General features: G+C 71.7%; 14 protein-coding genes. 2 read left to right on the top strand and 12 right to left on the bottom strand.

The annotated features are described in order from the left end of the window. Positions 1-232, bottom strand: a 232-nt coding sequence (locus tag IEZ08_RS03380) for an aldo/keto reductase (protein ID WP_189241630.1), incomplete at its 3' end; no start/stop codon positions are given. Positions 233-278: 46 nt separating this feature from the next. Then, complete coding sequence (locus tag IEZ08_RS03375; RefSeq protein ID WP_068922796.1) at positions 279-713, bottom strand: PPOX class F420-dependent oxidoreductase; 435 nt, start codon at positions 711-713, stop codon at positions 279-281. Positions 714-833: 120 nt separating this feature from the next. On the opposite strand from IEZ08_RS03375, the gene IEZ08_RS03370 reads away from it, so the two are divergent. After that, the gene (locus IEZ08_RS03370) at positions 834-1,700 is read left to right on the top strand and encodes a helix-turn-helix domain-containing protein (protein ID WP_068922797.1); all 867 of its coding nucleotides are present in this window, start codon (positions 834-836) and stop codon (positions 1,698-1,700) included. 83 nt (positions 1,701-1,783) lie between these two features. Continuing rightward, positions 1,784-2,152 carry a MarR family winged helix-turn-helix transcriptional regulator gene (locus IEZ08_RS03365; protein ID WP_307815299.1) on the top strand — a complete coding sequence of 123 codons (369 nt, stop codon included), beginning with the start codon at positions 1,784-1,786 and terminating at the stop codon, positions 2,150-2,152. Between the two features lie 4 nt (positions 2,153-2,156). Here IEZ08_RS03365 and IEZ08_RS03360 read toward each other — a convergent pair whose 3' ends face one another. The 10 genes from IEZ08_RS03360 to IEZ08_RS03315 all read right to left on the bottom strand — a co-directional run bounded on the left by IEZ08_RS03360 (position 2,157) and on the right by IEZ08_RS03315 (position 12,390). After that, the gene (locus tag IEZ08_RS03360; protein WP_189241629.1) at positions 2,157-3,716 is read right to left on the bottom strand and encodes an MFS transporter; all 1,560 of its coding nucleotides are present in this window, start codon (positions 3,714-3,716) and stop codon (positions 2,157-2,159) included. Next, the gene (locus IEZ08_RS03355) at positions 3,713-4,399 is read right to left on the bottom strand and encodes an LppX_LprAFG lipoprotein (protein WP_068922799.1); all 687 of its coding nucleotides are present in this window, start codon (positions 4,397-4,399) and stop codon (positions 3,713-3,715) included. Before IEZ08_RS03355 ends, IEZ08_RS03360 begins: the two co-directional genes overlap by 4 nt. A gap of 60 nt (positions 4,400-4,459) precedes the next feature. Further along, positions 4,460-4,924 carry a MarR family winged helix-turn-helix transcriptional regulator gene (locus tag IEZ08_RS03350; protein ID WP_068922800.1) on the bottom strand — a complete coding sequence of 155 codons (465 nt, stop codon included), beginning with the start codon at positions 4,922-4,924 and terminating at the stop codon, positions 4,460-4,462. Between the two features lie 71 nt (positions 4,925-4,995). After that, the gene (locus IEZ08_RS03345) at positions 4,996-5,727 is read right to left on the bottom strand and encodes a 4'-phosphopantetheinyl transferase family protein (RefSeq protein WP_176728451.1); all 732 of its coding nucleotides are present in this window, start codon (positions 5,725-5,727) and stop codon (positions 4,996-4,998) included. Between the two features lie 44 nt (positions 5,728-5,771). Beyond that, positions 5,772-6,605, bottom strand: a complete 834-nt coding sequence (locus IEZ08_RS03340) for a hypothetical protein (RefSeq protein ID WP_189241628.1) — start codon at positions 6,603-6,605, stop codon at positions 5,772-5,774. A 3-nt stretch (positions 6,606-6,608) separates the two neighbouring features. After that, entirely contained in the window at positions 6,609-7,973 is a 1,365-nt protein-coding gene (locus tag IEZ08_RS03335; RefSeq protein ID WP_189241627.1) for an MCE family protein, read from the bottom strand. Beyond that, positions 7,970-8,995 carry an MCE family protein gene (locus IEZ08_RS03330; RefSeq protein ID WP_229802886.1) on the bottom strand — a complete coding sequence of 342 codons (1,026 nt, stop codon included), beginning with the start codon at positions 8,993-8,995 and terminating at the stop codon, positions 7,970-7,972. Before IEZ08_RS03330 ends, IEZ08_RS03335 begins: the two co-directional genes overlap by 4 nt. Before the next feature lie 184 nt (positions 8,996-9,179). Continuing rightward, positions 9,180-10,310 (bottom strand): MCE family protein, encoded by a 1,131-nt coding sequence (locus tag IEZ08_RS03325; RefSeq protein ID WP_229802885.1) that lies wholly within the window; start codon positions 10,308-10,310, stop codon positions 9,180-9,182. Continuing rightward, positions 10,307-11,332: an MCE family protein gene (locus tag IEZ08_RS03320; protein ID WP_189241626.1), complete on the bottom strand. Its 1,026-nt coding sequence runs from the start codon at positions 11,330-11,332 to the stop codon at positions 10,307-10,309. The genes IEZ08_RS03325 and IEZ08_RS03320 overlap by 4 nt, the downstream gene beginning before the upstream one ends. Further along, positions 11,332-12,390, bottom strand: coding sequence for an MCE family protein (locus IEZ08_RS03315; RefSeq protein WP_068922804.1), 1,059 nt, complete (start codon positions 12,388-12,390; stop codon positions 11,332-11,334). The genes IEZ08_RS03320 and IEZ08_RS03315 overlap by 1 nt, the downstream gene beginning before the upstream one ends. Position 12,391 lies beyond the last annotated feature (1 nt).

Here is a 12,391-nt window from a genome sequence, read left to right as displayed (position 1 = left end):
TGGCCAGCACGAACCGGTCGCGGCGGCCCTCCAGCAGCTCGCCGAGGACGGCCTCGCTCTCGCCGTACGCCGAGGCCGTGTCGACGACGTTGCCCCCGGCGTCGGCATAGGCGTCGATCATGGCGCGGTACTCCCGCAGCGCGTCGGGGCCGCCGCGCTCGTAGAAGGTCATCGCGCCGAAGAACAGCTCGGACACCCGCAGGCCGGTCCGGCCCAGCAGTCGGTAACGCAAAGAAGGTCCTCTCTCGGGTTCGGTGTTTTCCGGGTTCCACGCCGTCTCAGGGCACGTCGCGCGCCGACATCTCGTAGGAGCCGTTGTCGATGCCCCACGACAGGATCCGTCGCGGGCGGATCCTGATCCACGCGGAATCGAACGGGAACGGGGCGTCGAGGCGTTCGCCCACCTGCTCCCCGCCCTCGTCGTACGTCTCCGCGTGTCCCCGGATCTCGATCCCGCGCGGTGTCCACGGGTCCACGGCCGCGATGTCGTCGATGACGAAGGCCACGTCGGGACGGCGGCGCGCGTCGCGGAACTTCTTGCTCCCCGCCATGCCGGTACCGGCGGCGCCGCCGATCACGATCACCTCGGCCTCGGGGTCGTAGACGACCCCCACCGGCCTGACCGCGGGCCTGCCGTCCCGGCCGACCGTGGCGAGGCGCCCCAGCGGCTGGCTTCTCAGATAGGCGACTTCGCCGTCGGTGAATACGCTCATGGGCCCGAGCCTGCCGGGCCGGGCTCCGGGCGGGGAGGCCGCGGCGAGGCTGGCCCCCGCAGGGCCACGATCGCGCCGGGACGCCGCGCGCCGGACGGCGCGCCGAATAGACTCCCCGCCATGGGAGGCAACGGATCGGCGGCCGTGGGAGGCAACGAGCTGGGCGCGTTCCTGCGCTCCCGGAGGGAGTCCGTCGTGCCCGCGGCCGTGGGGCTCCCCGGCGGTTCGCGCCGCCGTACGCCCGGACTGCGCCGGGCCGAGCTGGCCACGCTGGCCGGGGTCAGCGTGGAGTACCTCACACGGCTGGAGCAGGGGCGCGACCGCCGCCCCTCCGGCGAGATCCTCGCCGCGCTCGCCGACGCGCTGGACCTCTCCGCCGACGAGCGGGTCCACCTGCACCGCCTCGTCAAGGCGACGACCGGCGGCGCCTGCCAGAACATCGCACTGCCGGCCCGTACGGTGCGTCCCACGGTGCGGGCGCTGCTCGACCGGCTCGAACCGGCTCCGGCGACGGTGGTCAACCGGCTGGGCGAGTTGCTCGCCCGCACCGCGGGCTACGAGCGGCTCGCGGGTCCCGCCGGCCTGCTGGAGGCGAGCCCCTCCGGCCTCCCCAACCTCGCCCGGTTCGTCTTCACCGATCCCCGGGCGCGTGCCGTCTTCCCCGACTGGGACCGCGTCGCCGACGAGCGTGCCGCCGACCTCAGGGCCGCCGCGGCTCTCGGCGACCTCCACGCCGCCGCTCTCGCCGAGGAGCTGGCCGTCGCGGCCGGGCCTCGGTTCACCGACCGTTTCGGGGTCCCGGGCGCACTCCCCGGGCGCACGGGCGTCGAACGGTGGGCGCATCCCTCGGCGGGCGAGCTGCTGCTGGCGTACGAGAGCCTTGAGGTGCCCGACACCGACGAGCAGCGCCTGGTCGTCTACCTCCCGGCCGACGAGGCCACCGCGGCCGCGCTCGACCTCCTGAACCGGGGCCTGCCCGTGTCCTGATCGCGGTTCCCCGCCACCGGCCGAGGCCCGCTGGGCCGGTCGCCGCCCGGATGCCGAGCCGTCAGGTCTCCATGATCATGACGATGACGAGGCCGGCGAGGTGGATCAGCACGATGAACACCATGATGGCGATGAACAGCCATTTGGCGGGGCCGTGTTCGAAGTGCCTGTCCTCCTTCAGAGGCGGGCGCTGGGCCTGGCGGTCGGTGATCGGCCTGTACCGGCCGGTGCTGGAGCCGATGGGTCTGACCCACCCGCAGTACCTGGTGATGCTGGCGCTGTGGCAGCACGAGCCGTTGTCGGTCAAGGACCTCAGCCGCCTGCTGCAGCTTGAGCCCGCCACGCTGTCGCCGCTGCTCAAGCGCCTGGGAATGGACGTGGCCGAGCTCCAGAGTCTGCACCAGGCGCTGACCCGGGTGATCGCCGCAGCCAACGGCGCCCGCCCGGGCTGACTACTCAGGCGGACGCCGGGGCCGGCTCGTCGCCGCCCTTCCTGCCGGGGAGCGCCAGCGCGACCAGCACGCCCGCCGCGCACAGGCCCGCGGTGATCAGGAAGATCTCGCTGTACTCGGTGTGCAGGGCGGCCCGCACCTTCGCCTCGTACTCCGCCAGCTGCCTGGCGTAGACGCCGGGCTCCACGCCGAACGGCAGCGGCGTGTCCAGATGGGCGGTGAGCGACTGGAAGCGGTGGAAGCCCCAGGCGGACAGGCCCGCCACACCCAGCAGCATGCCCATCATCCGGGCCACGACCACCGCCGCCGACGCCACGCCGTGCCGGGCGGCCGGTACGGCGCGCAGCACCGCGGAGGAGACCGGCGCGATGACCACGCCGAGGCCGAGCCCGGCCACCACCAGGTCGACGTCCATGCGGTATCCGGCGGACGCCAGGTCCAGCGGCCACTGGCCGATGCGGACGTACCCGGCCGTGGCCACGGCCAGCCCGGCGACCGCCACCGGGCGCTCGCCGTACCGGTGGGCCAGCCATCCGCCGAGCAGGGCCGCCACCGAGAGCGCGATGAGGAAGCGGGACAACACCAGCGCGCCGTCCAGCGTCTCCAGCTTCAGCAGCGTCTGCGCCGACAGCTGCACGTCCACGAGGGTGACCAGCAGCGCCGCCCCGGTCAGGAAGCTCACCCCGAGCGTGGCGAAGAACGGCCCGCGCAGCACCCCGGCCATCTCCACCAGACGGGTCCGGGCGCGCGTCTCCCACAGCACGAACGCCGTCCCCGCCACCACCCCGGCGGCGATCAACGGCAGGCCCCACGGAGGCAGCACGGACCCGCTCGGGTCGGGGTTGTAGAGCCCGGCGACCAGCAGGCCCAGCGAGAGGGCCAGCAGCAGGCCGCCGGCCACGTCCACCCGGGCGGGCGGGGCGGCGCCGCGCGCGGGCGGCGGCACCGAGCGGTGGACGAACACCGCCGCCACGGCCACCAGCGGGACGTTCAGCCAGAAGATCGACCGCCAGCCGCCCAGCTGGACGCCGCCGAGCTCCACGGTGACCGGGACCAGGGCGGCCAGGCCCGCGCCGTACAGCGGGCCCAGGACGCTGCCGAGCTCCTGCGCGGCGCCGACCGCGCCCAGGGCCACCGGGCGGCCGCGCTCGTCCCACAGGTCACCGATCAGCGCCATGGTGATCGGCAGCAGGGCGCCACCCGCGACGCCCTGCACGGCGCGCCCGGCCACCAGCCAGGGGATCGTCTCGGCGAGCGCGGTGACGACCGAGCCGATCGCGAAGCCCGCCAGGCACAGATGGATGAGCGGGCGCCTGCCGTAGCGGTCGGAGAGCTGACCGAGCAGCGGCATGGCCGCGATGTAACCGAGCAGGAAGCCGGTGACGATCGGGGTGGCCCGCTCCAGGTGGTTCTGCGGGACGTCGAGGTCCTTGGCGACGTCGATCAGGACGGTGACGACGACGTAGGCGTCCAACGCGGCCAGCAGCACCGCGGTGCCGCCGACGCCGAGGGCGACGCGCCGCCGGACGGCCCGGTCGCGCCCGGGGAGGGCGGGGGCGGTCACGGCGTCGCGTCCGCCGGGGGAGTCACCTGGACCGGCACGTCGTAGTCGGCGAAGGAGACGATCACCTTGCCGCCGTTCATCGGCAGGTCGGCCTTGAGCAGGCGGCTGGTGGCCTTGTCGATCCAGAGGGTGCCGTTCACGCTCTGCGTGAGCCCCGGCACCATGTCGTCCAGGATCTGCTGGGAGAGCGTGGCCGAGACCCGGTAGGCGTCGGCGCCGCCGGCCTTCTCCTCACCCTGGGTCTTCGGGTCCAGCGCGTTGGCCAGGAGCTGGACGATCCCCTTGTCGGGGTTGAGGATGACCGACGGATCGTAGATCGCCGAGAGCTGGCTCCGCGACAGCTTCTGGAAGCCGCCGGTCACCCCCTTGAAGTGCACGGTGTCGCCCACCAGGTAGAACTGGATCTCCAGCAGGCTGCCCGCCATGTCGACCTGGATGGTCCCGTCGGCGTCACCGCTCGCGCTGAGACGGCCCGCGGCCTTCTTGACCTGCACCGCGGGACTGCCCTCGGTCTCCATCGTGAACGCGGCGGATTTGACGGTCCGCATCGCCTCGGAGGACTTCTTGACCAGGTCGGGACCGCTGGGAAGCGCGGCCGTACCGCCTCCGCCGCCGCCGGTGCAGGCGGTGAGCAGGGAGAGCGCGGAGACCACCGCGGCGATGAAGATCCGTCGAGCAGACATGGCCGGATCGTAGCGAGCGCCCGGTCACCTACGGGAGGACCACGCGGTATCGGTTTCGCTTCACCGCAGACTCTTGAGGTGCTCGACCACCGGGGCGTAGGACGCCTCCAGCTCGTGGAGCTGGTCGTCGGTGAGCAGGTCGATGAAGTGCTCGCGCACGTTCGCCACGTGGTGCGGCGCGACCTTCTGGATGGTCTCCCAGCCGTGCTCGGTGAGCACGGCGAAGGTGCCGCGCCGGTCGTCGGAGCAGGTCTCCCTGGAGACCAGGTCGGCGGCCTCCATCCGGGAGATCTGGTGGGACAGGCGGCTGCGGGACTGGATGGTGGCGTCGGCCAGGTCGCTCATGCGCATGCGGTGGCCGGGACTCTCCGAGAGGTTGACGAGGATCTCGTAGTCGTTCAGGGAGAGCCCGAACACCTGCAGCTCACGGTCGAGCCGGTGCTCAAGGAGCTTGTGCGCGGCGAGGTGGGTGCGCCAGGCCCGCTGTTCGAGCGGACTGAGCCACCGGGGCTCCTCGGTGTTCATGAAACGAACCTACCTCAGACGCTGACACCGGTATTTCCCCGGCGAAGGGGGACTGTCACCCTCCCGGCGTGTCAACCGAGAGTGACGGGATGGTCGGAGATCACACAGACCATGACGTCTGGAACATTCGATGCCCCCGCGCCCCCCGCGCCCTCCACACCCGATGCTCCGTCCGCCCCCGATGATCCGTCCGGGCGTCCGGGCGCCGCGGGACCGGTCCGCCACTCCAGCAGGTGCCTGCCCTCCCACTCCAGGGCGCGCGGCTCGCGTTCCGGGCCCAGGGGGAGCGCGGACAGGTCCGTCGCGCGCAGGGAGTCCAGGGTCAGCTCGCCGCGCTTGACGAGCGCCTCCTTGCGGACCCACAGGCGGATCAGCGCGTCGTTGTCGCGGACCAGGGCCCGTTCCGCGCCTGCCAGGGCCTGGGCGGCGAGGCTCTCGTCGAGGGGGCCGGGAGGCACACGCTCGGCGTCCACGCCCACTCGACCGGGCCCCGCCACCGCGCACACGTACCCGCGGCTGTGGCTGAGGCTGAGGCCGAGCCGGGGGATCTCCGCGAGGTACGGCCTGCCGTGCCCCGGTCCGTGGTACTCGCAGACCTGCAGCAGGGTCAGCCGGTCCTCGGGCACGCCGGTGAGCCGGGCGGCGCACCGCCGTACCAGGACATGGGCCGCGACGAAGTCACGGCGGTCGGACTCCCGGACGAAACGCGCCGCCCGCTCGCGTTCGATCTCGGTGAGCAGGGCCATGCCGGCGGGGGAGTAGACCTCGTCGGTGGGGGCGGCCAGCACCAGGGAAGAGTGCACGGGGTCAGACTAGAGGGTCTGGCGATATACGGCTTTATATCCCGTCATTTGTCCTTCTTCTTACCGGGGCTGGGAGAGGGGTCCGGCTGGCTGATCTCCTTGCCGTCCGGGTCCGTCAGGAGCTCGTCGGCGGCGCCCATCACCGTCGCGTCGTTCACCTTCCACTGACCGCCCGTCTTGACCAGGCCCAGCTCCATGTAGGTGCCCAGCAGGCGCCGGGTACCCGCGGTGCTCTTCACCTGGGAGTCGACGATCGTGATGGCCTTGGCCCTGCCCTCGGAGACCTCGCCGACGTAGACGCCCCGGATCGAGGCCGTCGAGGTCGCCTTCATCGCGGTGATCACACTCTCCAGAGGGCTGAACGCCGCGTCGTAGGTCTTCTCGAAGTCCTCGCCCGACAGGCCGAACACGTGGTCCCGGTAGGCCTGGAGGTTGTCGTGGTCGTAGGTCTGCAGCGCCACGGCGAACTCCCCGGCCCGGGTGGACACCGCGAGCCGCTCGGCCTTCTCCGCGGCGAGCCGGTCGGCCAGCCGGTCGGCCGACATCCACTGGATCACCCCGAAGGTCACCGCCCCGGCGGCCGCCATCGCCACGACCGCTCCGATCAGCCTTCCCCGCCACGCCGCGAACCCGGAGCGCGTCCCGCCCGCCGAACCGGCCCCGCCGGCCTCACGAGCCCCATCGGCCCCGTCGGTCTCATCGGCCCCGACGGCCTCGGTGCCTTCGGCGGTCCCGGCGTCTTCGGAATCCTCCCCGGTCGTCGCCCGCTCCTTCGCCGCGGTGTCGTCGGCGGTCACCGTGTCCACGGCCGCGTCGTCTTCCACGGCCGCGTCGTCCTTCTCGGTGAGATCACCGGTCTGCTGGGGGATGGGGCTCATGAATCACTCCTGTTCACGGCGGCGGGAGGCCCGGCCGACGAGGATCCAGCCGAGCACGCCGCCGGAGACGACGACGGCGAGGAAGATCGCGGCGATGAAGGGGGTCATGTCCTGTGAGGCGGAACCGGTGTTCGCGTCGGCGCCCTCGGCCGCGGTGGGTCCCGGCGAGTCCCCGGTCCCCGGGCCCTCGGTCTCCAGCGGGCCGCCGCTCTCCCCCGGCGCCGCGGACGGCTCCTCCGGCACGCCGTCCGTCACCTCCGTCCCCTCGGGATGGGGGCCGGTGTCCGGGTCATCGTCGGTCCGCCTGTCCTCCGGGACCGGGGCGCCCTTGGGACAGGAACGGAGCCGGGGCGTGCCCGGCGGGGCCAGCGGTCCACGGTACTCCTGCGCCACCTTGGGCCCGCCCGGGACGCTGAAGATGAACGTGACCCTGCCGTACAGGCCGCCGGCGTGCCTCTCGGTCGTGTCGGCCAGCAGCGCCTGGGTGGTGGGCACGGTCCGCAACAGGTGATTGACGTGCGCCTGGTTACGCGGGGTGAACACCACGCCCTGCCGCATCCCGGCGGCCGTCAGCGTGCAGGACAGCCCGGGACGCGCGACGTTGAGCAGGTGGTCCACCTGGCGGAAGAACCCCGGCCCCTGGTCGAGGAAGGTGTACAGCTGCTTGCGCGAGTTCCGGATCGACCGGGTCACACCCGCCAGGTCCGTCACGCCCGCCGAGAGCTCCTCCCGCTTGCCGGCGAGCGTGCCGGTCAGCCGCGTCAGGTTCACCGACAGATCGTCCAGCAACTCGGTGTTCTCGGCGAGTGTGGCGGTCAGGCCGTGGGCGTTGTCCACGATCTCCCGGATCGACGTCGTACGGCCGTCCAGGCCCGCCGCCAGCTCACTCACGATGGTCCGGGCGTCCTCCGGCGGCACCGCGTTCAGCAGTTTGCCGACCCCGTCGAACAGCCTGCGGTAGTCGAGCGGGACCGACGTGCTGGCCAGCGGGATCGTGGAACCGGGCGGCATGACGGCGCCCCCGGCGCCGTCCTTCGGCGGGGAGATCTCCACGTACGGCTCGCCGATCGCGGACTTGCGGCGCACCTCGGCGGTGACCCCCCGGGGGATCCGTACCTCGCGGTCGATGCTCAACGCCACCACGATCTTGCCGGGGGCCAGCGTCACCCCGTCGATCCGGCCGATCCGCACGCCGAGGTAGGCCACGTCGAAGCCGCGCACCAGGCCGGGCGAGGAGACGAACTCCGCGTTGATCCGGTACGGCCTCTCGATGATGTCCAGTTTGATGATGCTGGTGAACGCCCACACGGTCATCACGACGCCGAGGATCGCGAAGAAGCCGAGGTTGATCCAGATGCGGTTCCTCATCGCGGCGGCTCCAGCAGCAGACGGAAGTCGTCCACGGAGTTGGGCAGCTTGGGTCTGTCCTCCTGCTTCGGCCTGGGCAGCAGGATGCCCTTGAGCCAGACGTAGGTCAGCAGCTGGCCGTTGACCACGATCGGCGGCATGTCGATGAACCGCTGCAACCGGCTGATCAGGATCTTCAGGTCCTCCTTGCCGCGCACCATCGAGGTGGAGACCGCGTCGAGCTCGCGCAGGAGCTCGCGCAGGCGGGCCTCGTGCCGGGGATAGACGGTGGCGTTGACCTCGCGCGCCAGGGCGGTCAGCTCCCTCAATGTCTTCTTGACGTGCTTGCGGCCGTGGTTGAGGCGGGCGGTGGCGGCCTCGACGCTGCCGGGCAGCTTGTCCAGCTCCTCACTGCCCTCGGCCAGATCGTCGCCCAGCTCCGCCAGGCTGTCGATGGTCCGGGTCAGATCCCGGCGGGATTCGGCGTAGGCGGAGACGACCTCGGTGGTCTGCCGTATCAGCCGGTTGAGATCCTCGCCCTTGCCGCCGATGCCGGTCGCCGCCGCGTCCAGGATGGCGTTCACGTCCTGGGCGCCGAGCGCGTCGATCAACGGCCCCGCCCGCTGGGTGACCTGCTCGATGTCCGGCTCGACCGACGTCTGCGAGATCGTCGCGCCGTCCGCCATGAACGGCCCGGTCGTCATGTCCCTGCCCGGAGGCAGCGTCAGCTCGACGTAGTTCTCACCCAGGATCGACGTCTTGGCGACCGTCGCGGAGGTGCCCTCGGGCACCCGGTGGCCGTCCTCGATGGACATGGTGACCCTCGCCCGGTACCCCTCCAGCCGGATACCGGTGACGCTGCCCACCCGCACGTCGGCGATCTGCACGCTGTGCCCGGCCACCAGGCTCTGCACGTCGTCGAAGGTCGCCTCAAGGGTGAGGTCCCCGGACGCCGCGCCGAAGGTCTGCAGGCTGCACGCCGCGACCATCGAGAGCGCGGCCAGCCCCGTCACCGCCTTCCCCCACCGCGTCACCCCGCTCACCCGCTCACCTCCGCCTGCCCATGGGTCACTCGGTGAGCTCCGTTCGCTTCGCGGGCGGCTTGCTGCGCTGCGCCGACCACTTCGCGCACTCCGCTCACCTCCGCCTGCCCATGGGTCACTCGGTGAGCTCCGTTCGCTTCGCGGGCGGCTTGCTGCGCTGCGCCGACCACTTCGCGCACTCCGCTCACCTCCTTCCCCGCTGCCAGGGGCAGTTGCTCAGCTCACCCGGGAGGCACGGCACCTCGCCCAGGCCGAGCGCGTCGAAGAGCGGGGTCAGCCAGGCGCGGGTCATGGCGTTGAGGACCAGCCGGAACTTGAGCACGTGCTGTTCCCGGTCCCAGGACATGACCATGTTGTCGACGAACGTGCGGGTCCCGGCGATGGCGTCGGCGGCCGACTCGCTGTTCACCTTCAGGGTGATCACCAGTTCGGCGAGGTTGGTCACGCCCCGGGGCAGCCTCACCTGGTAGGCCTCGACCAGCACGTCACCCCGCTGGACGAACTCGGCCAGGCCGGTGACGAAACGCCGCATGCGCTCCCGCTCGTCGGCCAGGGTGGCGCTGGCCTCGGCGAAGGCGTCGATGGTGGTCTTGACCTGACGCTCACGCTCGTTGAGGTTGGTGGCGATCTTGTTCAGGTTCTCGGCCAGGTCGATCAGCTGCTCGTCCTGCCCGGCGAGGGTCCGGGTCAGCGCGGCCGTGTCCTCCAGCGCCTCGTTGATCTGCTCGCCCCGGCCGCGGACGCTGTCGGCCAGGTCGCCGGCGACCTCGCCCATCGCGTCGGTGTCGAGGGCGTCGGTGAGCTTGGTGAACGCCTCCAGCGCGTCGTCGATCTCCACGGGCAGGTCGGTCCGCTCCAGCGGGATCACCGCACCCGGCTCGATCAGCGGCATGCCCGGCTTCCACGGCGGATGGAGCACCACGTTCCGCTCGCCCAGGGTGTTCTGCGGGGCGACGATCGCCTGCACGTCCGCGGGCAGCGGGATCCCCCCGTCCACGACGAGGTCGGCGCGGACCCGGTTCCCCTCGACGGTGAGCTTCTCCACCGTCCCCGCGTCCAGGCCCATCACCTTCACCTTGGCCTGCTCGTACAGGGAGGGCGCGGCGGCGAAGTAGGCGGTCAGCCGGTACGGCGCCGGCCCGCCCGGCAGCAGCGAGCAGCCCCCCGTCACAGCCAGCAGCACCCCCGTGAGCAGGATCGAGACGAGCGCGCGCCGCCCGCGCCGGACCGGACGCGCCGGGCCGCGCCGGACCGGACGCGCCGGGCCGTGCCGGACCGGACGCGCCGGAAGCGCCGGACGGATCACTGGTCTCACCGGTCCCTCCTGTCCCTGCGGATGGCGCCGAGCACCTCGGGATTGATGGGACCGAGACCGACGGCGATGGCGTCGACCCACGGCCCCTCCCCGCCCGTGGTGGCCAGGCCGGAGAAGGTGGGGCCGACCCAGGTCAGAACTGTGTTGAGGCCCTTCCTGCTGGTGGAGTCGAGGCGGTTGCTGATCGCGGTCACGTCGTCCACCACCGCGATCAGGTTCTTCTCGTGCTCGGTGACCAGGTCGGAGATGCTGTTGACGAGGTCGCTGCCGTCACCGAGGAAGGTCTTCAGCTCGTCCCGCCGGAGCCGCAGCTCGTCGAGCATGATCTCGATCGAGTCGATCAGCTGGCCGATCTGCTCGTCCTTGGCCTCCAGCACGTCGATGATCTTGTTGCCGTTGTCCAGGAGCCTCCGCAGTTCGGGCTCGCTCTCACTGATGATCTCCGACAGCTCGCCGATGTTGTCCAGCAGCCGGGTGACCCGGCCCTGGGGGGCGGGTTCCAGCTCCGACAGCTCCCGCAGCAGCCTGTCGGCCGCGTCGGTGTCGAGCCGGTCCAGCAGCCGGGTGGCGTCCTTGAGCGCGTCGGTGACCAGCGTCGGGGTACTGGTCCGCTCCATCGGGATCCGCCGCCGCTCCTCGGGCAGCTCGTCCATGTAGGGCCGGACGACCGGCCCGGTGAGCCTGATGTAGCGGCCGCCCAGCAGGTTGGAGAGGGTGATCTCGGCGCGGGTCTGCGGGCCGAGCCTGATCCCGTCGTCGACCTTCCAGGTCACCACGACGTGCCCCTTGGCGTAGTCGGCCTCGACCTCGGTGACCTTGCCCACGGGCACGCCCGCCACCCGCACGTCGTTGCCCGTGCGCAGCCCCGCCGAGTCCGGCAGGACCGCCGACATCGTGTAGCCGCCCTCCAGCAGCCCCAGGTTGCCGACCAGGAAGGTGACGACCAGCACGGTGACGAGCGTCGCCAGCGACACCAGGCCGACGACGAGCTTGTTGCGGTCACGGAACGACTTGATCGCCATCAGGGCCCCACCAGCACTCGCCGCAGGTCCCCCGTGCTGGTGAGCTTCGTGCCGTTGCGCAGCGGCGGGGGGGTGTCCATCGGATAGGGGCAGGGCAGCGGGCCCAGCGCCACGCAGGGCACCGCCGTGGTGACGAAGTGGCCCCGGCCGGTCACCTGGTACGAGCGCTGCAGGGGCGGGCCGAGCGTGTTGAGCACCTTCTCGATGTCGGAGATGTTGCGCCGGACGCCGCCGGTGAGCCGGGTCATGTGGTCGACCAGTCGGCCGAACTCCTCGGAGTTCTCGCCCAGCACCCGGTTGTTGACCCGCACCGTGGTGGACAGCTCCACCAGGGCCTCGTCGACCAGCTTGCGGTTGCGGGCGAACGCGCCGGTCAGCGCGACCAGGTTGTCCACCAGCCGGGAGATCTGCCGGTCCCTCCGGGCGACCACGTCGGTCACCGTGGCGTAGTCCTCCAGCAGCCCCTGGATGATCTCCTTGCGCTCGGCGACGGAGGTGGTCAGGACGTCGAGGTTCTCCACCAGCTCCGGGATGTTCTCCTGGTTGCCGTCCAGTGCCTCGCCCGCGGCGGTGAGCAGCTGGTTGATCTGCTCGGGGTCCAGGCTCCGGGTGAGCGGGCCCAGGTCGCTGACCAGCTCGCCGATGTCCACCACCGAGCTGGTCCGCCGCACCCGGGCGCCGTCGGCCAGCATGTCCCCGGCGGTGCCGGGCTCCAGGTAGATCACCCGCTGGCCGATCGTGTTGCGCCAGCGGACCGAGGCGGAGGAGTCGGAGGGCACCCGCACCGAGGTCTGCACGCTCAGGGTGACCTCGGCCCTGCCGTTGACCACCTCGATCGTGTCGACCTGCCCGACCGGCGCTCCGGCGATCTTCACCTGGTCGCCCTCGTGGAGCCCGGCGACGTCGTCGAAGGTCGCGACGAGGGTGTAGGTGTCGCCCACGCCCACCCGGGCGATCTGCGCGCCGATCAGGACGATCAGGGTGACCGTCACCGCGAAGAACAGGCCGAACTTGCCCAGCGTCCAGCGGCGCTGGATCTGCTCTCTCGACCGGGCCATC

Origin of the sequence: Planobispora rosea (assembly GCF_014648175.1) — a bacterium.
Classification (GTDB): domain Bacteria; phylum Actinomycetota; class Actinomycetes; order Streptosporangiales; family Streptosporangiaceae; genus Planobispora; species Planobispora rosea.
The sequence above is the reverse complement of the archived record's forward strand: the minus strand, read 5'-3'. Positions and strand labels throughout refer to the sequence as shown.

Bases quoted from the DNA above. Each gene is read 5' to 3' on its own strand.
- IEZ08_RS03375 (WP_068922796.1), bottom strand. From the start codon at position 713: ATGAGCGTATTCACCGACGGCGAAGTCGCCTATCTGAGAAGCCAGCCG.
- IEZ08_RS03370 (WP_068922797.1), top strand. From the start codon at position 834: ATGGGAGGCAACGGATCGGCGGCCGTGGGAGGCAACGAGCTGGGCGCG.
- IEZ08_RS03365 (WP_307815299.1), top strand. From the start codon at position 1,784: ATGACGAGGCCGGCGAGGTGGATCAGCACGATGAACACCATGATGGCG.
- IEZ08_RS03355 (WP_068922799.1), bottom strand. From the start codon at position 4,399: ATGTCTGCTCGACGGATCTTCATCGCCGCGGTGGTCTCCGCGCTCTCC.
- IEZ08_RS03350 (WP_068922800.1), bottom strand. From the start codon at position 4,924: ATGAACACCGAGGAGCCCCGGTGGCTCAGTCCGCTCGAACAGCGGGCC.
- IEZ08_RS03340 (WP_189241628.1), bottom strand. From the start codon at position 6,605: ATGAGCCCCATCCCCCAGCAGACCGGTGATCTCACCGAGAAGGACGAC.
- IEZ08_RS03335 (WP_189241627.1), bottom strand. From the start codon at position 7,973: ATGAGGAACCGCATCTGGATCAACCTCGGCTTCTTCGCGATCCTCGGC.
- IEZ08_RS03320 (WP_189241626.1), bottom strand. From the start codon at position 11,332: ATGGCGATCAAGTCGTTCCGTGACCGCAACAAGCTCGTCGTCGGCCTG.
- IEZ08_RS03315 (WP_068922804.1), bottom strand. From the start codon at position 12,390: ATGGCCCGGTCGAGAGAGCAGATCCAGCGCCGCTGGACGCTGGGCAAG.